This is a genomic window from Geodermatophilus bullaregiensis (genome assembly GCF_016907675.1).
Taxonomy (GTDB): Bacteria; Actinomycetota; Actinomycetes; order Mycobacteriales; family Geodermatophilaceae; genus Geodermatophilus; species Geodermatophilus bullaregiensis.
The window spans coordinates 637,138-656,583 of sequence record NZ_JAFBCJ010000001.1; the positions used below are offsets into that span (position 1 = coordinate 637,138).

The 19,446-nt window shown below is 76.7% G+C and carries 21 protein-coding genes; 6 read left to right on the forward strand and 15 right to left on the reverse strand.

All coding sequences use genetic code 11. From position 1 onward, the window contains the following. The first annotated feature begins 66 nt into the window (after positions 1 to 66). A complete protein-coding gene (locus tag JOD57_RS02935; protein WP_204690527.1) occupies positions 67 to 705 on the forward strand; it encodes a TIGR03085 family metal-binding protein in 639 nt (212 codons plus the stop codon). A 47-nt stretch (positions 706 to 752) separates the two neighbouring features. Here the strand turns inward: JOD57_RS02935 and hisF are convergent, their stop codons facing one another. Genes hisF through priA form a run of 3 tightly spaced genes read right to left on the reverse strand, consistent with a single transcriptional unit; the run spans position 753 to position 2,664 of the window. After that, entirely contained in the window at positions 753 to 1,547 is a 795-nt protein-coding gene (gene hisF, locus JOD57_RS02940; RefSeq protein ID WP_204690528.1) for an imidazole glycerol phosphate synthase subunit HisF, read from the reverse strand. After that, positions 1,544 to 1,936, reverse strand: a complete 393-nt coding sequence (locus tag JOD57_RS02945; protein ID WP_204690529.1) for a RidA family protein — start codon at positions 1,934 to 1,936, stop codon at positions 1,544 to 1,546. The genes hisF and JOD57_RS02945 overlap by 4 nt, the downstream gene beginning before the upstream one ends. Further along, entirely contained in the window at positions 1,933 to 2,664 is a 732-nt protein-coding gene (gene priA, locus JOD57_RS02950; protein ID WP_204690530.1) for a bifunctional 1-(5-phosphoribosyl)-5-((5-phosphoribosylamino)methylideneamino)imidazole-4-carboxamide isomerase/phosphoribosylanthranilate isomerase PriA, read from the reverse strand. The genes JOD57_RS02945 and priA overlap by 4 nt, the downstream gene beginning before the upstream one ends. A 59-nt stretch (positions 2,665 to 2,723) precedes the next feature. Between priA and JOD57_RS02955 the strand changes: the two genes are divergently transcribed. Together JOD57_RS02955 and JOD57_RS02960 are read left to right on the forward strand one after the other, a co-directional pair. Further along, positions 2,724 to 3,323, forward strand: coding sequence for a nitroreductase family protein (locus tag JOD57_RS02955; RefSeq protein ID WP_204690531.1), 600 nt, complete (start codon positions 2,724 to 2,726; stop codon positions 3,321 to 3,323). Positions 3,324 to 3,346: 23 nt separating this feature from the next. Beyond that, entirely contained in the window at positions 3,347 to 4,105 is a 759-nt protein-coding gene (locus tag JOD57_RS02960) for an SDR family NAD(P)-dependent oxidoreductase (RefSeq protein ID WP_204690532.1), read from the forward strand. A 54-nt stretch (positions 4,106 to 4,159) separates the two neighbouring features. Here JOD57_RS02960 and JOD57_RS02965 read toward each other — a convergent pair whose 3' ends face one another. From JOD57_RS02965 to JOD57_RS02985, 5 genes are all read right to left on the reverse strand, one after another. After that, positions 4,160 to 4,822 (reverse strand): response regulator transcription factor, encoded by a 663-nt coding sequence (locus JOD57_RS02965; protein ID WP_204690533.1) that lies wholly within the window; start codon positions 4,820 to 4,822, stop codon positions 4,160 to 4,162. Next, positions 4,819 to 6,501, reverse strand: a complete 1,683-nt coding sequence (locus tag JOD57_RS02970) for a sensor histidine kinase (protein WP_239568076.1) — start codon at positions 6,499 to 6,501, stop codon at positions 4,819 to 4,821. The genes JOD57_RS02965 and JOD57_RS02970 overlap by 4 nt, the downstream gene beginning before the upstream one ends. A 227-nt stretch (positions 6,502 to 6,728) precedes the next feature. Next, positions 6,729 to 7,841: an HNH endonuclease signature motif containing protein gene (locus JOD57_RS02975; RefSeq protein ID WP_204690534.1), complete on the reverse strand. Its 1,113-nt coding sequence runs from the start codon at positions 7,839 to 7,841 to the stop codon at positions 6,729 to 6,731. 226 nt (positions 7,842 to 8,067) lie between these two features. Continuing rightward, the gene (locus JOD57_RS02980; RefSeq protein ID WP_204690535.1) at positions 8,068 to 8,445 is read right to left on the reverse strand and encodes a hypothetical protein; all 378 of its coding nucleotides are present in this window, start codon (positions 8,443 to 8,445) and stop codon (positions 8,068 to 8,070) included. Between the two features lie 99 nt (positions 8,446 to 8,544). After that, positions 8,545 to 10,854, reverse strand: a complete 2,310-nt coding sequence (locus tag JOD57_RS02985) for a M20/M25/M40 family metallo-hydrolase (protein WP_239568079.1) — start codon at positions 10,852 to 10,854, stop codon at positions 8,545 to 8,547. A 63-nt stretch (positions 10,855 to 10,917) separates the two neighbouring features. Between JOD57_RS02985 and JOD57_RS02990 the strand changes: the two genes are divergently transcribed. Continuing rightward, positions 10,918 to 11,958, forward strand: a complete 1,041-nt coding sequence (locus JOD57_RS02990) for a molybdopterin-dependent oxidoreductase (RefSeq protein WP_204690536.1) — start codon at positions 10,918 to 10,920, stop codon at positions 11,956 to 11,958. A gap of 1 nt (position 11,959) precedes the next feature. On the opposite strand, the gene hisH is transcribed toward JOD57_RS02990, so the two are convergent. After that, positions 11,960 to 12,598, reverse strand: coding sequence for an imidazole glycerol phosphate synthase subunit HisH (gene hisH, locus JOD57_RS02995; RefSeq protein ID WP_307824414.1), 639 nt, complete (start codon positions 12,596 to 12,598; stop codon positions 11,960 to 11,962). Between the two features lie 137 nt (positions 12,599 to 12,735). On the opposite strand from hisH, the gene JOD57_RS03000 reads away from it, so the two are divergent. Continuing rightward, positions 12,736 to 13,815 (forward strand): GGDEF domain-containing protein, encoded by a 1,080-nt coding sequence (locus JOD57_RS03000; protein WP_204690537.1) that lies wholly within the window; start codon positions 12,736 to 12,738, stop codon positions 13,813 to 13,815. Between the two features lie 19 nt (positions 13,816 to 13,834). Here the strand turns inward: JOD57_RS03000 and JOD57_RS03005 are convergent, their stop codons facing one another. Genes JOD57_RS03005 through hisD form a run of 5 tightly spaced genes read right to left on the reverse strand, consistent with a single transcriptional unit; the run spans position 13,835 to position 17,597 of the window. Beyond that, complete coding sequence (locus tag JOD57_RS03005; protein WP_204690538.1) at positions 13,835 to 14,407, reverse strand: nucleotidyltransferase family protein; 573 nt, start codon at positions 14,405 to 14,407, stop codon at positions 13,835 to 13,837. Then, the gene (locus JOD57_RS03010) at positions 14,407 to 14,583 is read right to left on the reverse strand and encodes a hypothetical protein (protein ID WP_204690539.1); all 177 of its coding nucleotides are present in this window, start codon (positions 14,581 to 14,583) and stop codon (positions 14,407 to 14,409) included. Before JOD57_RS03010 ends, JOD57_RS03005 begins: the two co-directional genes overlap by 1 nt. 4 nt (positions 14,584 to 14,587) lie before the next feature. Then, positions 14,588 to 15,184 (reverse strand): imidazoleglycerol-phosphate dehydratase HisB, encoded by a 597-nt coding sequence (gene hisB / locus JOD57_RS03015; RefSeq protein WP_204690540.1) that lies wholly within the window; start codon positions 15,182 to 15,184, stop codon positions 14,588 to 14,590. Between the two features lie 5 nt (positions 15,185 to 15,189). Further along, positions 15,190 to 16,296, reverse strand: a complete 1,107-nt coding sequence (locus JOD57_RS03020; RefSeq protein ID WP_204690541.1) for a histidinol-phosphate transaminase — start codon at positions 16,294 to 16,296, stop codon at positions 15,190 to 15,192. Next, positions 16,293 to 17,597, reverse strand: coding sequence for a histidinol dehydrogenase (hisD, locus tag JOD57_RS03025; RefSeq protein ID WP_204690542.1), 1,305 nt, complete (start codon positions 17,595 to 17,597; stop codon positions 16,293 to 16,295). Before hisD ends, JOD57_RS03020 begins: the two co-directional genes overlap by 4 nt. A 258-nt stretch (positions 17,598 to 17,855) precedes the next feature. Here hisD and JOD57_RS03030 point away from each other — a divergent pair, with 258 nt between their 5' ends. Beyond that, positions 17,856 to 18,701: an LON peptidase substrate-binding domain-containing protein gene (locus JOD57_RS03030; protein ID WP_204690543.1), complete on the forward strand. Its 846-nt coding sequence runs from the start codon at positions 17,856 to 17,858 to the stop codon at positions 18,699 to 18,701. 34 nt (positions 18,702 to 18,735) lie between these two features. Here the strand turns inward: JOD57_RS03030 and JOD57_RS03035 are convergent, their stop codons facing one another. Further along, positions 18,736 to 19,428, reverse strand: a complete 693-nt coding sequence (locus tag JOD57_RS03035) for a hypothetical protein (protein WP_204690544.1) — start codon at positions 19,426 to 19,428, stop codon at positions 18,736 to 18,738. Between the last annotated feature and the right edge of the window lie 18 nt (positions 19,429 to 19,446).

Sequence of the window (19,446 nt, forward strand, 5' to 3'; positions counted from 1 at the left end):
GCCGGCCGGGGGGCCTGCCGGTTTCCGGTGGGGCGTCGGGCTGGGCACCGTCGATAACCTCGCGCGGTGACTCCCTCTTCCCGCTCCCTCGCCGCGCGCGAGCGGGCGGCTCTCGCCGACCTGCTCGACGAGCTCGGCCCCGACGCGCCGACCTGCTGCGCGGGCTGGACGACGGCGCACCTGGCCGCGCACCTGGTCACCCGCGACCGGCGTCCCGACGCGATGCCCGGCTACGCGCTGGAGACGACGCCGCTGGGCGGGCCGCTGCACGCGCACGCGGCCGCGGTGGAGGACCGGCTGCGCACCTCGACGCCCTATCCCGAGGTGGTGGCGCGGGTCCGGCAGGGTCCCCCGCCCTGGCTGCCGGGCGCCTGGGCACCGGCACAGCTGGTCGACGGGCCCGAGTTCGCGATCCACCACGAGGACGCCCGCCGGGCCCAGCCCGGCTGGCAGCCGCGGCACCTGCCCCTGGCCGACGCCGACCGGCTGTGGACGGCCGCGTCCTTCTTCGCCCGCCGCGCCGCGGGCGGCCTGCCCGGCGGGCTGGTGCTGCAGCGCAGCGACGTGCCCGGGCCCCCGAAGCGGATCCGCTCCGGCGACGCCGTGACCACCGTCGAGGGCGAGCCCCTGGAGGTCCTGCTCTGGGCCAGCGGGCGGCGCGACGTCGCCCGGGTGGCCGTGCGGGGCGGCGCGCCGGCCACCTGAGTTCCCGTGCACCTCCGCGGATCTGCACCCCCGCCCTGCTCGGGCGCCTAGCGCAGTGGCGTGTCCGCGGCGGTCCGCACGGGGACGCCGGCCCGCGCGAGACCCGCCTTCACCTCGCCGATGCGCAGCGTGCCGAAGTGGAAGACGCTGGCCGCCAGCACCGCGTCGGCGCCGGCCTCGACCGCGGGCGGGAAGTGCTCGACCGCGCCCGCTCCCCCGCTGGCGATCACCGGGACGCCGACCTCGCGGCGGACGGCGCGGATGAGTTCGGTGTCGAAGCCGGCGCGGGTGCCGTCGGCGTCCATCGAGTTGAGCAGCACCTCCCCCACCCCGAGCGCGGCGGCCTGCACCACCCACTCGACGGCGTCGCGGCCGGTGCCGCGGCGGCCGCCGTGGGTGGTGATCTCGAAGCCGGAGTCGGTGACCGCGCCGTCGCGGACGCGGCGGGCGTCGAGGGAGAGCACGAGCACCTGGTTGCCGAAGCGGTCGGCGATCTCGCTGATCAGCTCCGGCCGGGCGACGGCGGCGGTGTTGACCGCGACCTTGTCCGCGCCGGCCCGCAGCAGCCGGTCGACGTCGTCGGGGCTGCGCACGCCCCCGCCGACGGTGAGCGGGATGAACACGCTCTCGGCGGTGCGGCGGACGACGTCGTAGGTGGTCTCGCGGTCGCCGGAGCTGGCGGTGATGTCGAGGAAGGTGAGCTCGTCGGCGCCCTCGGCGTCGTAGACGCGGGCCATCTCCACCGGGTCGCCGGCGTCGCGCAGGTCGACGAAGTTGACGCCCTTGACCACCCGGCCGGCGTCGACGTCGAGGCACGGGATCACCCGGACGGCGATGCTCACGTGCCCGCTCCCCGCACCGCGTCGGCCTCCACCTCGACCAGCATGTCCGGGTGCAGGAGGGACGCCACGCCGATCATCGCGGTGGCCGGCCGGACGGCGCCGAACACCTCGCCGTGCACCCGGCCCACCTCCTCCCAGCGGCCGGTGTCGGTGACGTACATCCGGGTGCGGACGACGTCGGCCGCGGTGAAGCCGGCGCTCTCCAGCGCGGCGATGAGCACGCCGAAGGCGACCCGCGCCTGGGCGCCGGCGTCCCCGGGGTGCACCACCGCGCCGTCGACGGTGGCGGTGCAGCCGCTCACCCACGCGGCGTCCCCGACCGCGACGACCCGGCTGTAGCCGACGACGTCCTCCCAGGGGCCGCCGGAGCCCAGCCGCAGCGCGGTCACGCGCGCTCCCGGGTGACCGCCAGCGCCTCGGGGAGGGTGAAGGCGCCGGCGTAGAGGGCCTTGCCGACGATGGCGCCCTCGACGCCGACCTCGGTCAGCCCGGCCAGCGCGCGGACGTCGTCGAGCGAGCTGACCCCGCCGGAGGCGACCACCGGCCGCGGTGTGGCGGCGCACACCTCGCGCAGCAGCTCGAGGTTGGGGCCGCGCAGCGTGCCGTCCTTGGTGATGTCGGTGACCACGTAGCGGGCGCAGCCCTCGGCGTCGAGCCGGGCGAGGGTCTCGTAGAGCTCGCCGCCCTCGCGGGTCCAGCCGCGGGCGGCGAGCCGGGTGCCGCGCACGTCGAGGCCGACGGCGATGCGGTCACCGTGCTCGGCGATGGCGCGGGCGCACCACTCGGGCGACTCCAGCGCCGCGGTGCCGAGGTTGACCCGGCGGCAGCCGGTGGCCAGGGCCGCGGCGAGGCTCTCGTCGTCGCGGATGCCGCCGGACAGCTCCACGTCGACGTCGAGCTCGCCGACGACGCGGGCCAGCAGCTCGCGGTTGCTGCCCCGGCCGAAGGCGGCGTCGAGGTCGACCAGGTGCACCCACTCGGCGCCGTCGCGCTGCCACTGCAGGGCGGCGTCGAGCGGGTCGCCGTAGGCGGTCTCGCTGCCGGCCTCCCCCTGCACGAGCCGGACGGCCTGGCCGTCGGCGACGTCGACGGCGGGGAGCAGTTGCAGGATCGGCACGGCGACAGCGTAGGGACCGGCCTCCGGGAGCCCGACCGGCCCGGGGCAGGCTGCGGGGCGTGGAGTTCGCCGACGTCGTCCGCAGGCGCCGCATGGTGCGCGACTACGACCCCGACCGGACGGTGCCGGCGGAGGTGCGGGAGCGGCTGCTCGAGCACGCGATCCGGGCGCCGTCGGCCGGCTTCACGCAGGGCTGGGCGTTCCTGGTGCTCGAGTCGGCCGGGGAGCGCGACCTGTTCTGGTCGGTGACCGCGGGCGAGGGGGCGCCCGACGCCTGGCTCACCCGGATGCGGCGGGCGCCGCTGCTGGTGGTGCCGCTGTCGTCGAAGGACGCCTACCTCGACCGCTACGCCGAGCCGGACAAGGGCTGGACCGACCGCGACGAGGCCCGCTGGCCGGTGCCCTACTGGGACGTCGACGCCGGGATGGCCGCGCTGATGGTGCTGCTGACCGCCGTCGACGAGGGGCTGGGCGCGTGCCTGTTCGGCATCCCCGCCGAGCGGGTGGACGCCTTCCGGTCCGCGTTCGGGGTCCCCTCGTCACACCGGCCGGTCGGCGTCGTGTCCGTCGGGTACCCGGGCGACGGGGACCGGCGCTCGCCGTCGCTCCGGCGCGGTCGGCGGGGCGTGGACGAGGTCGTGCACCGCGGGCGCTGGTGACCGGGCTGGTTGACTGCCCGCCCGTGGCTGACTCCTCGCGCGCCGTCCTCGTCACCGGTGGCTCCCGCGGCATCGGCCGGGCGATCGCCCGGGCCTTCGCCGACCGGGGCGACCGGGTGGCGATCCACTGGGGGACCTCCCGGGAGCGGGCCGAGGCGGTCCTCGGCGGGCTGCCCGGGGCGGGTCACGTGCTGGTGCAGGCCGACATGGCCGACGCCGGGTCCGTGGGGGCGATGGTCGACGCCGCCGCCGGCGCGCTCGGCGGGCTGGACGTGCTGGTCAACAACGCCGGCGTCTTCGTGGCCTCCCCGCCGCTGACGTCGTCGTACGGGGAGTGGCAGGAGGTCTGGGCGCAGACGCTCGCGGTGAACCTGGTGGGTGCGGCCAACGCGACCTTCCGCGCCGTGCCGCACCTGCGGGCCGCCGGGGGCGGCGCGGTGGTGAACGTGTCCAGCCGCGGTGCGTTCCGGGGTGAGCCCGACAACCCGGCCTACGGCGCGTCGAAGGCCGGCATGAACGCGTTCGCGCAGTCGATGGCGCTCGCGCTGGCGCCGCTGGGCATCTCGGTGACCTGCGTGGCGCCGGGCTTCGTGCAGACCGAGATGGCGCGCGAGGTCCTCGACGGCCCCGGCGGGGACGCCGTCCGCGCGCAGTCGCCGCTCGGCCGGGTGGCGCGGCCGGAGGAGGTGGCCTCGGCGGTGGTGTGGCTGGCCTCGCCGGAGGCGCGGTTCAGCACCGGGACGATCGTGGACGTGAACGGGGCGTCCTACCTGCGCAGCTGAGCGCTCCCCGTCAGCCGCCGTGGGCCGAGGCCCCGGCTCGCGGCCCGGCGCGGGTCAGGCGGCGGCGAGGCGGTAGCCCATGCCGCGCACCGTCTCGATGCGCTCGGGGCCGAGCTTCCTGCGCAGGTAGCGGACGTAGACGTCGACGACGTTGGAGCCGGGGTCGAAGTCGTAGCCCCACACGTGGCTGAGCAGCTGCTCCCGGGCCAGCACCTGGCCGGGGTGGCGCAGGAAGGTCTCGGCGAGGGCGAACTCGCGGGCCGACAGGTCGACGGTGCGCCCGCCGACGCTGGCCCGGCGCGTGCGCAGGTCGAGCGAGAGGTCGCCGACGGAGAGCACCGTGACCTCGCCCTGGCGGGCGCCGGCCAGCCGCAGCCGCACCCGGGCGAGCAGCTCCTCGAAGCGGAAGGGCTTGGGCATGTAGTCGTCCGCGCCGCCCTCGAGGCCGGCCACGGTGTCCTGCACGCTGTCGCGGGCGGTCAGCACGATGACCGGCACCCCGCAGCGCTCGGCGCGCAGCGCCCGGAGGACGGCGAACCCGTCGAGCACGGGCAGCCCGATGTCCAGGACGACGAGGTCGAACACGCCGCTGCGGGCCCGGTCGAGGGCGGTGAGCCCGTCGCCGACCACGGCGGTGGCGAAGCCGTTGGCCCGCAGGCCCTTCTCGACGAACGCGGCGATGCGCGGCTCGTCCTCGGCGATCAGCACTCGGCTCACCGGGGTCCTCCCTCGGTCGGGGCGGCCGACGTCCCGGCCGCGGACGCCCCGGGGCCGACGGCCAGGGGCGGGGTCGCGAGCGAGTCGTCGACGGTGTCGGCGGCGGGGACGACGTCGGGTCCGGCGTCGTCGACGGCGGTGTCCGTCCAGCCCGCCCGCGGCGGTGCCGGGCGGGCGGGGAGGACGAGGGTGAACGTCGCGCCCTCACCGGGGCGGCTGTGCAGCTCGACGCGGCCGCCGTGCGCGGCGGCGATGGCCTGCACGATCGACAGGCCCAGGCCCGCGCCGTCGCTGCGCCGGGCGCCGGAGGTCCCGCGGGCGAAGCGCTCGAACACGCGCGCCTGGTCGGCCTCGGCGATCCCGGGGCCGTCGTCGTCGACCCAGACCAGGAGCTGCCCGGCGGTCAGCCGGCTGCCGACGACGATGCGGTCGCCGTCGCGGGTGTAGCGGACGGCGTTGTCGGCCAGCGCGACGAGGGCCTGGGTCAGGCGCTGGGGGTCGAGGAGGAGGTCGGCGCGGGCGGTGCCACCCAGCTGCCACACGCGACTGCCGAGCTGCCGCACCTTGCCGAACACCTCGGTGGTCAGCTCGGCGACGTCGACCGGCTGCGGGCGGACGAACGCCGGCTGCTCGGCGCGGGCCAGGAGCAGGAGCTCGGAGACCATGCGGTTCATCCGCTCGAGCTCGTCGTCGACGAGGGCGACGGTCTGCCGGACGTCGTCGGGGTCGGCGGGGTCGAGCACGTCGAGGTGCCCGCGGACGATGGTGATCGGCGTGCGCAGCTCGTGGCCGGCGTCGTCGAGGAAGCGCCGCTGGGCGGCGACCCCGCCCTCGACCCGGTCGAGCATGGCGTTGACGGCGACGGCGAGGTCGGTGAGCTCGTCGGCGGGCCGGTCGTCAACGGGGATGCGGCCGGAGAGGTCGGTCTCGGTGATGCCCTGGGCGGTGGTGGCGACGGCGCGGACCGGCGCCAGCACACGGCCGGCGACCACCCAGGCGCCCGCGGCGGCGATCAGCAGGGTGACCCCGCCGACGCCGAGCATGAGCTTGGCGGTGTCGTCGGCGGCCTGGCGCTCCTGGTCGGCGAAGTAGGCGACCACGGCCACCCCGCGCGAGGGGTCGCCCTCCAGGGTCACGGGGACGGCGAGGTAGCGGACCTCCCCCGCGCCGCTGGGGTGGCGACCGGACGTCGTCCCGGTCACGGAGGCGACCAGCTCGGTGAACGCGGCGTCCTCGCTCAGCAGCACCGGGGCCTCGATGCGGCTCTGGTAGCGGTACTCGCCGTCGACGTAGCCGAGGAACTTCTCGTTCGGCCGGGCGAGGTTGTAGGTGATCATCGTCTGCAGGACGTCGGCGACCGAGCCGAACGGCTCACCGCTGCGCGGGTCGACGTCGCCCTCGAGGATCCGCCGGAACTCCTCGACCTCGGCCCCGAGCGCGACGTCCATGCGCTCGTTGGTGGCGCGGACGAGCAGCTGCCAGGTGACCAGCGTGACGATCGCCAGCGCCAGCAGGACCATGAGCAGGACCCACCCGATGATCCGGGTCCGGGCAGCCCGGGGCGCGAGCCGGTGCCGGGCGCGGTCGAGCCACCCGGTCGACCTGCGCTCCTCAGTCGTCACCGTCGTCGTCATCGTCTGCACCACCGTCGTCCCCGCCGTCGTCGTCCCCGCCGTCATCGTCGTCGTCGGGCAGGGGTGGTGGTGGGACGACGTCGGTGGGCTCCGGTGCAGGGACGGGTGCGGGGGCGGGCGCGGGGGCCGGCGGTGACGCCGGCGGGCCGGACGGGTCGGAGGGCCCGCTCGGCGACGTGCTGCCGGGTGCGTCGGACGGCCGGCCGGGCGAGGTCTCGGGGGCGGTCGGCGTCCCGCGTGCGGGGACGTCGATCGGCGCGGGCACCGACGGTTCACCGACGCCGGCGGGACCGAGCAGCGCCCACGCCGTCCCGCCCGCGAGCAGGACGACGGCGAGGCCGGACACCACGGCGGACAACAGTCGGCTGCGCACGCCACAGACCGTCGGTCACGCCCGTGACGGACCGGTGAGATCCGCATGAGAGGCCTCTCATCCGGGCGCACCCCCCGGACCCGGCTAAGGACGGGCGGTCGGCCGGGTCGGGCGGGTCGGCCGGGTCGGGCGGGTCGTCGCCGCTGCGCGGGGCGGTCCCCCGGTCGCCGGCCGTTCCCGGTGGCGCGCCGGGCCGCAGCGGTACCGCGGACCCCGCTCCGGGCAGGACGCGCGGTGGGTCGGTGACGCGGGTGATCCCCGACGGCGTGGTCACCTCGAGCCGCCCTCCGGCCAGCAGCCGGAAGCGCCAGCCTCGCGCGTGGGTCTTCAGCCGGTGGTGCCGGCGGCACAGGCAGCAGAGGTCGTCGCAGGCGGTGCGGCCGTGCGGCCACGGCCGGACGTGGTCGAGGTCGGTCCGGCCGACCCGGCGGTTGCGGTGCGGGTGTCGGCACCGGCGGTCGCGGACCTGCCCGAACCGGCGGTGCCCCTGCTTCGGCCGGTAGGCCGTCGTCGGCGGTGGCGGCCGGAGCCCGGCTCGCCGCGCCCCTCGCTCGAGCCCCCGGCGGGTGGCCACCGCGACCAGCTCCCCCGCGTCGTCGTGCACCGCGAGCTCGAGCGTGCCGCCGTCGGGTCGGTGCAGGTCCAGGGCACCCGCCCGGCCGAGCAGCTCCCGGCACTGCGCGGCACTCACCGGGTGCCCGTCGACGTCGGCCGGCTCGTCACCACCGGCGAGCGTCGACAGGGCGGCGTGCACGACCAGGGAGACGCCCACGCTCGGCCGCTCGGCCCACGGCCGCAGGACGAGGTCCTGGAAGACCTCGGCCCGGAGCCGGCCGATCGGGCGCTCGTCCCCGCCGTCGCGCAGCTGCCGGGCCAGGCCGTCGATCACCTCGCCGCAGGCGGCCGCCGCCGGGAGCGTCAGGTCCGCGGCCGTGCGGGCCATCCCGTCCTCGGTGGCCCACCAGCGCACGTCGGCGTCCGCCTGCGCCTGCCGGTGCCGCCGCTCGCACACCTCGGGGTCGAGCCGGTCGATGCACCGGCGGATGCTCGCCCGCAGTCCGTCGGCGTCTGCTCGGGCGCTCCGGGCACCACGAGGGTCTCGACCCGGGCGGCCAGCTGCTCGTCGAGCGGTTCGAGCAGGTCGACCACGGCGTCGGCGCGGGCCTCGTCGATCTCCCCGCGCGCCAGGACATGGAGCGTGGCCGGGAAGCGCGAGGTCAGCGCGAGCGACGTGCGGATCACGCGGCCGGCCCGCCGCTCGCCGTAGGGGTGGACCAGCCCCAGCTCGCAGGGCAGCCACTCTCGCTGACGCCCATCACCTCGGGCACGGGCCGGCCACCGTCCTCGACGGCCGGGCGCTGGTCGGCCAGCTGGGTCACCAGCTCGGCCCGCTCGGCGACCAGGGCGGCCACCCTCCGCTCGACCAGTGCGACGAGCCGGACCACCCAGTGGTCGGGCAGCGCTCGCCGCTCCGCGCTGCCCGGCGGGCACGTCGCCGCCATGAACTCGTCGGTGGACGGCAGCTCGCCGACGGCGGCGCACAGCTCCGCGCGGGACACCGGACTGCCGTCGTCGGCGAAGCAGCCGAGGGACCGGACCGTCCCGTCGGCGCACACCTCGGCTCACTCGAACGCGTGTTCGACCCTGACGGACGACGACCCGGCACTCCACCCGGATCCCCAGGTCAGGACGCTGTCCACAGATCCGTAGCGCGGTCAGCCCAGGTCCGTCGTCGCTCCCACGACCACCAGGTCCGAGCTGTGCGTGCCGGCCGCGTCGACCCCGGCCGGCCGCGGCTCGAAGCCCGGCAGCCCGGACAACCCGTCGCTGCCGTCGACCACCCGCAGGCTCAGCGGCCCGTCGCCCTCGACGGTGAAGGTCGCCTCGACGCCCTCGCGCGGCGGCGCGTGGAAGGTCAGCCACAGCCGGTCCTCCCCCAGCGCGTCGGCCGGCGCGTCCCGCGCCTCGACCCGCGCCGCCACGACCGACCCGCCGTCGGCCCGGAGGTCGAGCACGACCAGCCGCACGTCCCGCTGCGGCGTCACCCGGACGGTCACCGTCCGGCGGCCGTCGGCGGTGCGGTCGTCGAGCACCTGCACGGCCGCCGCCGGCAGGTCGGCGACCTCCGCGGGGCCGGCGGCCACCGAGCGGCCGGCCAGGTACGGGTAGTCGTGCGGCAGCTCCTGCGCGCCGCCGACGTACCGGGCGGTGTACTCCCCGGGATCGGCCTCGGTGCTCGCCCACCATGCCTCGCCGGTGTCGGCCTCCAGCGCGTAGACGAGCTGGCTGGGCACCGGGTGCTGCTGGTCGAAGCGGTCCACGGCGATCCCCACCGCGGTCAGCACGACCACCAGCCCCACGGCGAGCGCGGGCACCGCGACCGACCGCCGTCCGCCCGGCTGGGACGGCGGCGCGAACAGCTCCTCCACCACCGGCAGCAGCGCCAGCCCGAGCAGGGTCGCCACCGCCGCCGGCGCGGCACCGCCGGCCAGCCCGAGCGCCGGGAAGAACAGCGCCACGGTCGGCGCCAGCACGACGACGGCGACCGCCCCGGCCACCAGGCCGCCCAGGAGCCGCAGCCGCTCGGGCAGCAGCCCCGCGAGGACCCCGGCCAGCGCCGGCAGCGCGGCGAGGTAGGACCCACCCGGCGCCAGTGCCGCCAGGACGACGGCGAGCACCGCGAGCACCGCGAGCGCCCCGGTGCGCAGCGCCGCGGGCCCGACGCGCCGCCGCAGCAGCGCGTACCAGGCCAGCACGACCGCGAGCACGACGGCGACCGCCGCCAGCCGGAACCAGCCCGGCCGCCACGGGTCGAGCATCGACGCGTACCCCGGCCGCACGAGCACCAGCAGCCGCCACAGCCCGACCACCGCCAGCGGCGCGAGCACCAGCGGCACGACCGCCGACAGGGCACCCAGCAGGGTCCGCGGCAGCGACGACCCGCGCCGCCGGTCCACGACCGCCAGCCCGACCACGCCGAGCACGGCCGCAGCCGCCAGCGGCCACACCAGCGACCCGGGGTGGCGCACCAGCCCCCACAGCAGGGGGAAGTAGGTGGCGTCGCCGTCGCCGGGCCGGGCGAGGTCGCCCAGGTCGGCGTCGCCCAGCTGCCGGGTGAGGGCCAGCGTGTTGTCCCCGAGCGCCTGCAGGGTCCCCTGGTCGAGGCGCGACGGGGTGTCCTGCGGGGTGTGGTAGGCCGCGTTGCCGTCGATGAAGGCGGTGTTGAGGCCGGTGAAGTCCCCGTCGGCGAGCAGCACGCTGAAGTCGGTGTCGTTGGGCAGCGTCCGGTAGACCTCGACGGCGAAGCTGCTGGCCACCGGGTGCGGCGCCGCGTCGGCGTACCGCTGCGCCAGCCCGGCGTTGCCCGGCGACGTCTCGAACGTGATCGGCGGGCCGGTGGTGCCGCGGGCCTCGAGGTTGAGCACGACACCGCCCTGGGTCGCCAGCGGGTGGCTGGCCGCGAACGCCTCGGCGCCGCACAGGCACGCCTCCTCGGCGTCGGTGAGCACCACGACGACGTCGTTGCGCAGCGGCTCGCCCTCGCGCAGCGCCCGCACCGTCTCGAGCAGCGTGGCCACCCCGGCGGCGTCGTCGCTCGCGCCGGGCCCGGTCTCGACGGAGTCGGTGTGCGCCACCAGGAACAGTCGCCCCGTCGAGCCGGTGCCCGGCAGGACGGCGACGACGTTGCGCACCCGCGCCATCTCGGCCGCGCCCGGCGACGACTGCCACGTGCCGACGGCGTTCTGCACGCGGGTGTCGAGCCCCAGCCCGGTCAGGGTGGTGACCAGACCGTCGACGACGCGGGCGTGCGCCTCGCTGCCGGCCACGTGCGTCTCCGCGGCGATCTCCGCCACGTGACCGAACGCCCGCGCGGCGCTGAAGGACGTCGCGGGGGCGTCGGCCGGCGCCGGCGCCGGCGGCTGCAGGGCCAGCACGCTCCACGCCGTCAGCCCGGCCAGCAGCGCCAGGACGACCAGCGGCGCGAGCAGCCCCCGCGCGGGGACAGCGGGGCGCGATGCGGGCAACGGGTCCTCCTCGACCGGGCCGGGACCGGGTCACCCTAGGTGCGGCGGGAGGACACTCCGGGGATGCCGGCCGTTCCGCTCCCCCGCCGCGCCGGGCGCCGGACCAACCTCGGCCTGCTCGCCCTCCTCCTGGTCGCCGGCGGCACCGGGGTGCTGGCCTTCGGCGTCGGCACGCCCCTGCCGTCGCGCCTCGTGGTCGCCGCGCACGGGGCCGCGGGGCTCGGTCTGCTGCTGCTCGTGCCCTGGAAGGCCGTCGTCGTCCGGCGGTCGCGGACCCGCACCCGCGGCCGCCGCGACCCCGCCTCCGCGTGGGCCCTGGCCGGGCTCGTCGCGCTGACCGTGGTCACCGGCGTGCTGCACACCGTCGCCGGCCCCGCGATCGCCGCCGCGGGGGTCGCCGTGCTGCAGGTGCACGTCGGCGTGGGCGTCGGGACGGGCGCGCTGCTGCTCCTGCACGTCGTCGGCAGCCGGCAGCGGCCGCGGCGCAGCGACGCGTCGCGCCGGGCGCTGCTGCAGACCGGCGGGCTGGCCGTGGGCGCGGCCGCCCTGTGGGCGGCGGTCGAGGGCGGCCTGCGGCTGACCGGCGTGCCGGGCGGACGGCGGCTGGGCACCGGCTCGCACGAGCGGGGCACCGGCGACCCGGCCGCCATGCCGGTCACCCAGTGGTTCACCGACGCCGTCCCGGACGGCACGGACGGCGTCCTCGAGCTCGTCGCCGGCGGCCGCACCACCCGCCTGCGCGCACGCGACCTCGACCGCGGCGACACCGCGAGCGCCGTCCTCGACTGCACCGGCGGCTGGTACGCCGAGCAGGAGTGGCGCGGGGTGCGGCTGGACCGGCTGCTGGCCGGGCTGGACCTGCCCGGCGGTGGCAGCGTCGACGTCGTCTCGGTGACCGGCTACCGGCGGCGGCTGCCCCTGGCCGACGCCGGGTCGCTGCTGCTGGCCACGCACGCCGCCGGCCGGCCGCTGTCGGCCGGGCACGGGGCGCCGGTGCGCCTCGTGGCGCCGGGCCGGCGCGGGTTCTGGTGGGTGAAGTGGGTGCGGCGGGTGGAGGTGGTCGACGCGCCGTGGTGGCTGCAGCCGCCGTTCCCCCTGCAGTGACTCAGAGGGTGGCCAGCCAGTTGGTGAGCAGGTGGGCGCCGGCGTCGCCGCTCTTCTCGGGGTGGAACTGGGTGGCCGACAGCGCGCCGTTCTCCACCCCGGCGACGAACCGGTCGCCGTGCTCGGCCCAGGTCACCTTCGGCGGGGCCAGCGGCCCGGGGCGGCCGTCCTGACCGAGGGAGAACTCGCGCACGCCGTAGGAGTGCACGAAGTAGAAGCGCTCGTCGGCCAGCCCGTCGAACAGGACGGTGTCCGCGGGTGCCACGACGGTGTTCCAGCCCATGTGCGGCAGCACCGGGGCCTCGAGCTGCTCGACGACGCCGGGCCACTCGCCGCACCCCTCGGCGTCGAGCCCGTGCTCGACGCCGCGCTCGAAGAGCACCTGCATGCCCACGCAGATGCCGAGCACCGGTCGGCCCCCGGCCAACCGGCGGCCGATCGTGCGCGGCCCGTCGACGGCGCGCAGCCCGGCCATGCAGTGCGCGAAGGCGCCGACCCCGGGGACGACGAGGCCGTCGGCGTCGAGCGCCACGTCCCGGTCGGCGGTCACGGTGACCTCCGCGCCGACGCGCGCGAGGGCCCGCTCGGCCGAGCGCAGGTTCCCGGACCCGTAGTCGAGGACCGTCACCCTCTTCTTCACGGCTGCCACGGTACCGAGCAGCACCGGCGCACTCGGCCGTGTTCCCGGTCACCTGCCCGGAGCGCGCTCACCCCCCGGGGTGACCGCCGGGACGGCTCCGGCTCAAGGCCCCCGCGGGATCGGGCGATGTGCCGGTCATGCGACCACTGGCACAGGACGAGGAGCGCGTCACCTTCTGGCGCCGGCACACGATCGGCGGTGTCGTGCTGTGCGTCGTGCTGCCCGCGATCGTCGCGCTGCGCACCTGGATCTCCCCCGACGTGCCGAACACCGAGTGGATCCTCCCGATCGCCGCGGCGGTCGCGATCCCGGCGCCCCTGCTGCTGCTGGTCCCGGTCGAGCGGCTGGTCCGTCACCCGCGCGGACGGCTGTTCTACGACACGTGGGAGGCCGCCGGCATCGCGCTGGTGATCGTGCTCTGCCTGCTGGACGGGGGGACGTCGAGTCCCTACGTGCTGTTCCTGTTCGTGCTGCTGGCGCACGCCGCGCTCGCCTACCCCCCGATCGGGGTGGGCCTCGCGGGGACGACCATCGTCGCCGGCTACCTGACGATGGGGCTGGTGGACGGCAGCCTCCGCCCGTCCGACCTGTTCGTCGGCGTCCTGGCGCTGACCGTCGCCACCGGGACCTGCGCCTTCGCCTCGGCCAACCACGTCCGCGCCTACGAGCGCACCGCCGCCTACGCGCAGGAGATCGCCACGCTGGCCCGGCGCGACGGCCTCACCGGGACGCTCAACCACCGGGCCTTCCACGAGCGGCTGCAGGCGGAGGTGCGCCGCGCGGCAGCCGACAACCCGGTCAGCCTGCTCATCGTCGACGTCGACTCGTTCAAGACCGTCAACGACACCTTCGGCCACCCCGCCGGGGACGGCGTCCTGCAGATGGTGGGCGCCTCCCTGACCGGCCTCACCCGCCCCGGGGACTCGGCCGGCCGACTCGGCGGTGACGAGTTCGCGCTCCTCCTGCCGGGCACCGCGCTGCCGGAGGCCACCGCGGTCGCCGAGCGGCTGCGCGAGCGGGTCCGCACCACCGCCGCGGACTTCGGCGCGACCGTCAGCGTCGGCGTGGCCACCGCCACCTCCCCGGACGTCACCGCCCTGCACGCCGCCGCCGACGCCGCTGCCTACCGCGCCAAGCGCGGCGGCCGCGACCGCGTCGTCGCCGCCACCGAGCCGGGGACCGAGCCCGCCACCGAGCCCGCGCTCAGCGCGTCCTGAGGACCGGTCCCCCGGACCGTCAGTCGTCCCAGGGCAGCACGGTCAGCTCCGGCCACACCGCCTGCCAGCGGGCGGCCTTGGCCTCGTACACGTGGCGCGGTGCCGGGCTCCGCCGGTTGGGCCGCACGACCAGGCCGAGCAGGTCGTCGAGGCCGAGGGGCGCGTACACCCGCGGGCCGTCGTCCCCACCCGTCACGCCGACGGCGCAGCAGACCGCCGCGAAGGAGTCGATCGCCTCGGTGCAGTCGCGGAACGGCGCCGGCGCCGGGACGCCAAACCTGTTAGCGTACCACAGGTGGACCCGGGCCTCGTTGCGGATCTCCACCGGCACCGGCAGGCCGGCGAACAGCTCCGCACCGCGGCGGATGACGGCGTCCTCGGCGTCCCAGGAGGTGTCGTCGTCCCAGTAGAAGAGGTCGGCGTCGCGGATCCCCGTGCCCGGCGGACGTCCGGTGAGGCCGTTCCAGGCCGTCTGGAACAGCACCCCGGCGGTGAGCCACCACTCGCCGACCCCGAGCGACGGCGCCCGGTCGAGCACCGCGGCGACGACCGGGTCGCCGAGGACCAGGCCGAGGAAGCGCTCCTCGCCCATCAGACGAGGCGGAGGATCCCCGCGACCGTCGCGAGCAGGGCGGCGACCAGCAGGACGACGGCGAAGGCGACCTGCGGGCCGGTGCGGCCCTTGGTGTCGTGGTCGGCCTTCCAGATGCTCCACGCACCGCCGATGAGGAAGCCCCCGAACACCACGAGGACGACGCCCGAGCTCATCCGGCTACAGCGCGCCCTTGGTGGAGGGGACGTCGGCGACCCGCGGGTCGATCGCGACCGCCGTCCGCAGCGCGCGGGCCAGCGCCTTGAACTGGCCCTCGACGATGTGGTGGGCGTCGCGGCCGGCGTCGAGCACCCGCACGTGCAGGGTGATCCGGGCGTTGAACGCGAAGGACTCCAGCACGTGCTTGGTCAGCGACGTCGGGTAGTCCGGCCCGATCATCGGCGTCATCGTCTCGGGCTCGACGTGCACGAGGTACGGCCGGCCGGAGAGGTCGACGGCGGCCTGCACGAGCACCTCGTCCATGGGGATCGTGGCGTCGCCGTATCGGGTGATGCCCCTCTTGTCCCCGAGCGCCTCGGCGAAGGCCTGGCCGAGCGCGATCGCGACGTCCTCGACGGTGTGGTGGGCGTCGATGTGCAGGTCGCCGTCTGCCTGGACGGTGAGGTCGATGCCGCTGTGCTTGGACAGCGCGGTGAGCATGTGGTCGTAGAAGCCGACGCCGGTGCTGATCGAGCTCTTCCCGGTGCCGTCGAGGTCGAGCTCGACGACGAGCTTGGTCTCGCTGGTCGCCCGCTCGACGCGTGCTGTGCGGCTCATGGGTCTCAGTCTCCCAGGCGGTGGTCGGGGGCGACCTCACCCAGGGCGGTGAGGAACGCGTCGGACTCCTCGGGGGTCCCGGCGGTGACCCGCAGCCAGCCGGGCAGCCCGACGTCGCGGACGAGCACGTCGCGCTCGAGCAGCGCCCGCCAGGCGGCCGGCGCGTCGGCGAACCGGCCGAAGAGGACGAAGTTCGCGTCGCTGGGCACGCTGGTCAGGCCCAGGGCGGGCAGGGCCGCGACGATCCGGTCGCGCTGGTCCTTGACCGCGTCGACGGTGGCCAGCAGCGCGTCGGTGTGCGCCAGGGCGGCCCGTGCGGCGGCCTGGGTCAGCGAGGACAGGTGGTAGGGCAGCCGCACCAGCTGCACCGCGTCGACGACGGCGGGGTCGGCGGCGAGGTAGCCCAGCCTCAGCCCCGCCATCCCGAACGCCTTGCTCATGGTCCGGCTGACCACCAGCCGCGGGCGGCCGGGCAGCAGGGTCAGCGCCGAGGGCGTCCCGGCGCGGGCGAACTCGGCGTAGGCCTCGTCGACGACCACCACCCCGGTGGTCGCGTCGTGGATCTCGGTGATCGTCTCCAGCGCGACCGCGGTGCCGGTCGGGTTGTTCGGGCTGGTGACGAAGACGACGTCGGGCCCGACCTCGCGCACCTGGGCGGCCGCCTGCGCCGCGTCGATGGTGAAGTCCTCGCGGCGGTGCCCGTCGACCCACGCGGTGCCGGTGCCGGCGGAGATGATCGGGTGCATCGAGTACGACGGGGTGAACCCCAGCGCCGTCCGCCCGGCGCCGCCGAAGGCCTGCAGCAGCTGCTGGAGCACCTCGTTGCTGCCGTTGGCCGCCCACACCTGGGCCGGCTCGACCGCCTGCCCGCCGGTGCGGCTCAGGTACGCGGCGAGGTCGGTGCGCAACGCGACGGCGTCCCGGTCGGGGTAGCGGTTGAGCTCCAGCGCCGCGTGCCCCAGGGCCTCGCCGAGGGTGGCCAGCAGCTCGGCCGGCAGCGGGTGCGGGTTCTCGTTGGTGTTGAGCCGGTACCGCACCTGCAGCTGCGGGGCGCCGTAGGGCGTGCGCCCGCGCAGCTCCGGCCGCAGCGGGAGCTCGTCGAGCGGGGTCATGCGCGCTGCCGGGCCCGGACGGCGGCCGCGTGCGCGGGCAGGTCCTCGGCGTGCGCGAGGGCGTCGACGTGCCCGGCCACCTCGGCCAGCGCCCGCTCGTCGTACTCGACCACGTGGACGCCGCGCAGGAACGACTGCACCGACAGACCGCTGGAGTGCCGCGCGCAGCCGCCGGTGGGCAGCACGTGGTTGGACCCGGCGATGTAGTCGCCCAGCGAGACCGGGGACCAGGCGCCGACGAACACCGCGCCGGCGTTGCGCACCCGCAGCGCCACCGCGCGGGCATCGCGGGTGTGGATCTCCAGGTGCTCGGCGGCGTAGGCGTCGACCACCGCGAGGCCGGCGTCGACGTCGTCGACCAGGACGACGCCCGACTGGCTGCCCTCGAGCGCGGCGGTGATCCGGTCGGAGTGCTTGGTGGCCGCGACCTGGGCGGGGACCAGGTCGAGCACGGCGTTCGCCAGCGCCTCGCTCGTCGTCACCAGCACCGCACCGGCCAGCGGGTCGTGCTCGGCCTGGCTGATCAGGTCCGCGGCGACGTGCACCGGGTCGGCGGTGTCGTCGGCGAGGACGGCGACCTCGGTGGGGCCGGCCTCGGAGTCGATGCCGATCAGGCCGCGCAGCAGCCGCTTGGCGGCGGTGACGTAGACGTTGCCGGGCCCGGTGACCAGGTCCACCGGCTCGCAGGAGCCCGCGCCGTGGCCGAAGACGGCGATCGCCTGGGCGCCGCCGACGGCGTGCACCTCGGTGACGCCCAGCAGCGCGCACGCGGCCAGGACGCCGGGGTCGGGCAGGCCGCCGTTGTCGCGCTGCGGCGGGGAGGCCACGGCGATCGACTCGACGCCGGCGATCTGCGCCGGGACGACGTTCATGACCACGCTGGACAGCAGCGGCGCCAGGCCGCCGGGGACGTAGAGGCCCACGCGGCGCACCGGCACCCAGCGCTCGGTGACCGTGCCGCCGCGGACGACCTGGGTGGTGACGTCGGTGCGGGCCTGGTCGGCGTGCACCCGCCGGACGCGGGCGATCGACTCCTCCAGCGCGGCGCGGACGGCGGGGTCGAGGCCGTCGAGGGCCGCCTGCAGCGCCGCGGGCGGGACGGTGAAGTCCTCGGCGTCGACACCGTCGAGGCGGGCGGTGATCTCGCGGACCGCCTGGGCGCCGCGGATCCGGACGTCCTCGCACAGCGGGCGGACGGTGGCCATCACCGAGTCGATGTCGGTGGCGGCACGCGGCAGCAGGCCGGCCAGGTCGCGGACCCCCGGCAGCGCGGAACCGCGCAGGTCGATGCGGGCGAGCACGGGGACCTCCGGGGGGACGACGGGGATCCCCCAGGGTAGTCAGCGCCGTCCGTCCTCCGGGACCAGGAGCGGCCAGGTCGCCGGCCCCACGGTGCGCAGCCCCCGTCCGCCGAGCTCGCAGCCCTCCTCGACCGCGCCGGTCGGGGTGAGGGGCACGTCGCCCCCCCGGGAGGTCGGTGGGACGCCATCGGGTGGCGCGCACCACGACCACGCCGGAGAAGACGGTTGTGCGCCGCCGGTGCCCGTAGGCTCGGCGGTGTGGGCGACCTCATCCCGCTGTTCCCGCTCGGGTCGCCGCTGTTCCCCGGGATCGTCCTGCCGCTGCACGTGTTCGAGCCCCGATACCGGGCGCTGGTGCGTGACCTGCAGGCCCTGCCCGAGGGCAGCGGCCGGCGCTTCTTCGGCGTGGTCGCGATCCGGCAGGGCTGGGAGGTCGAGCAGGTGGCACCGGCCGAGGCGCTCTACGACGTCGGCTGCAGCGCGGTGGTGCAGGCGGTGCGGCCGCAGCCCGACGGCGGCTTCGCCGTCGTCACCGTCGGCGGCGACCGGTTCCGGCTGCTCGACGTCGTCGTCCGTGAGGACCCGCCCTACCTGCAGGCCGAGGTCGAGTGGCTCTCCGAGGAGGAGGCCGCCGAGGAGGCCGCCGGCGACCAGGAGGAGGTTCTGGGCTCCCCCGCCGGCGGGGCGGACCTCGACGAGGGGCTGGTGCGGGAGGTGGCCAGCAGCTCGCTCGACGTGCTGCAGCGCGGTGTCGGCGGCCTGTTCACCCGCTACGTCGCCGCCGTCGCGGGGTTGCAGGCGGGCCTCGGGCAGGACGAGGTGGGCGAGGCGGCGGCCGAGCTGGCCGACGGCGACCTCGACCCGACCGGTGTGGGGGCGTTGCTGCAGGCCGTCGGCGACGACTCCCGGGCGCTGTCCTACCTGGTGGCCTCGGCGGCGCTGCTCACCACCGAGGACCGGCAGGCGCTGCTGGCCGAGTCGGCGACCCGGCGGCGGCTGGTGGCCGAGAGCCGGATGCTGCGCCGGGAGCTGACCCTGCTGGAGACCGTCGGCGCCGTGCCCGCACCGCTGCACCAGTTCGCCGGGCCGACCAGCCTGAACTAGACGGACGGGCCTCCCGGTCCCCCACCGCGCAGGCTCAGTGCGGGGCCGAGGGCGGGGGCGCCGCGACCGGGGAGGACCCGCGGCCGGGCTCCCCGCGGCCGAGGTCGTCCGACGCGGCGAACAGCGCCGCCACGACGTAGACCAGCAGCGCGGTGAACGGCGCCACGGCCAGCGCCTGCGGCGAGGACAACTGCAGCCCGGTGGTCACCCGGGCACCGACGTCGACCAGCTGCGCCGCGGTCGGCCCGGGAGCCAGCGCCTCGCCCAGCTGCCAGGCCAGCACCCCGGCGACGCCCGTCCCGAGCGCGGTGCCGAGCAGCCAGGCCACCCCGCGGCGGCGGCGCACCGCCCACGCCGCTCCCCCGGCCAGCAGCCCCAGGCCCGCGAGCAGCAGCACGAGGACCGCGTCGTCGGCGACCAGCAGCTCCGCCGACGGGCGGCCGAGCGGTACCGCGCCGCCCTCGACGACCTCGAACCGGGCACGCGGCGCCAGCCGGGCCCACAGCAGCCCGACCAGCAGTCCGCTCAGCCCCAGCAGACCGGCCCAGACGACGGCGCCGCGCAGGTCCGACCGCAGCTCGGGCAGGACCGGCGCGCCGGCCCGCCGGGCCGGCGCGGCCGCCACCATCGTGGGGACGGTCGGGCGGCCGGGGACGGCCGACCGGCCGGGCACGCCCGGACCGCCGGGGACCGACGGGCCGTCGGGGACCGGGGAGGGGCTGCTCACGGCTCCCAGTGAACCTCG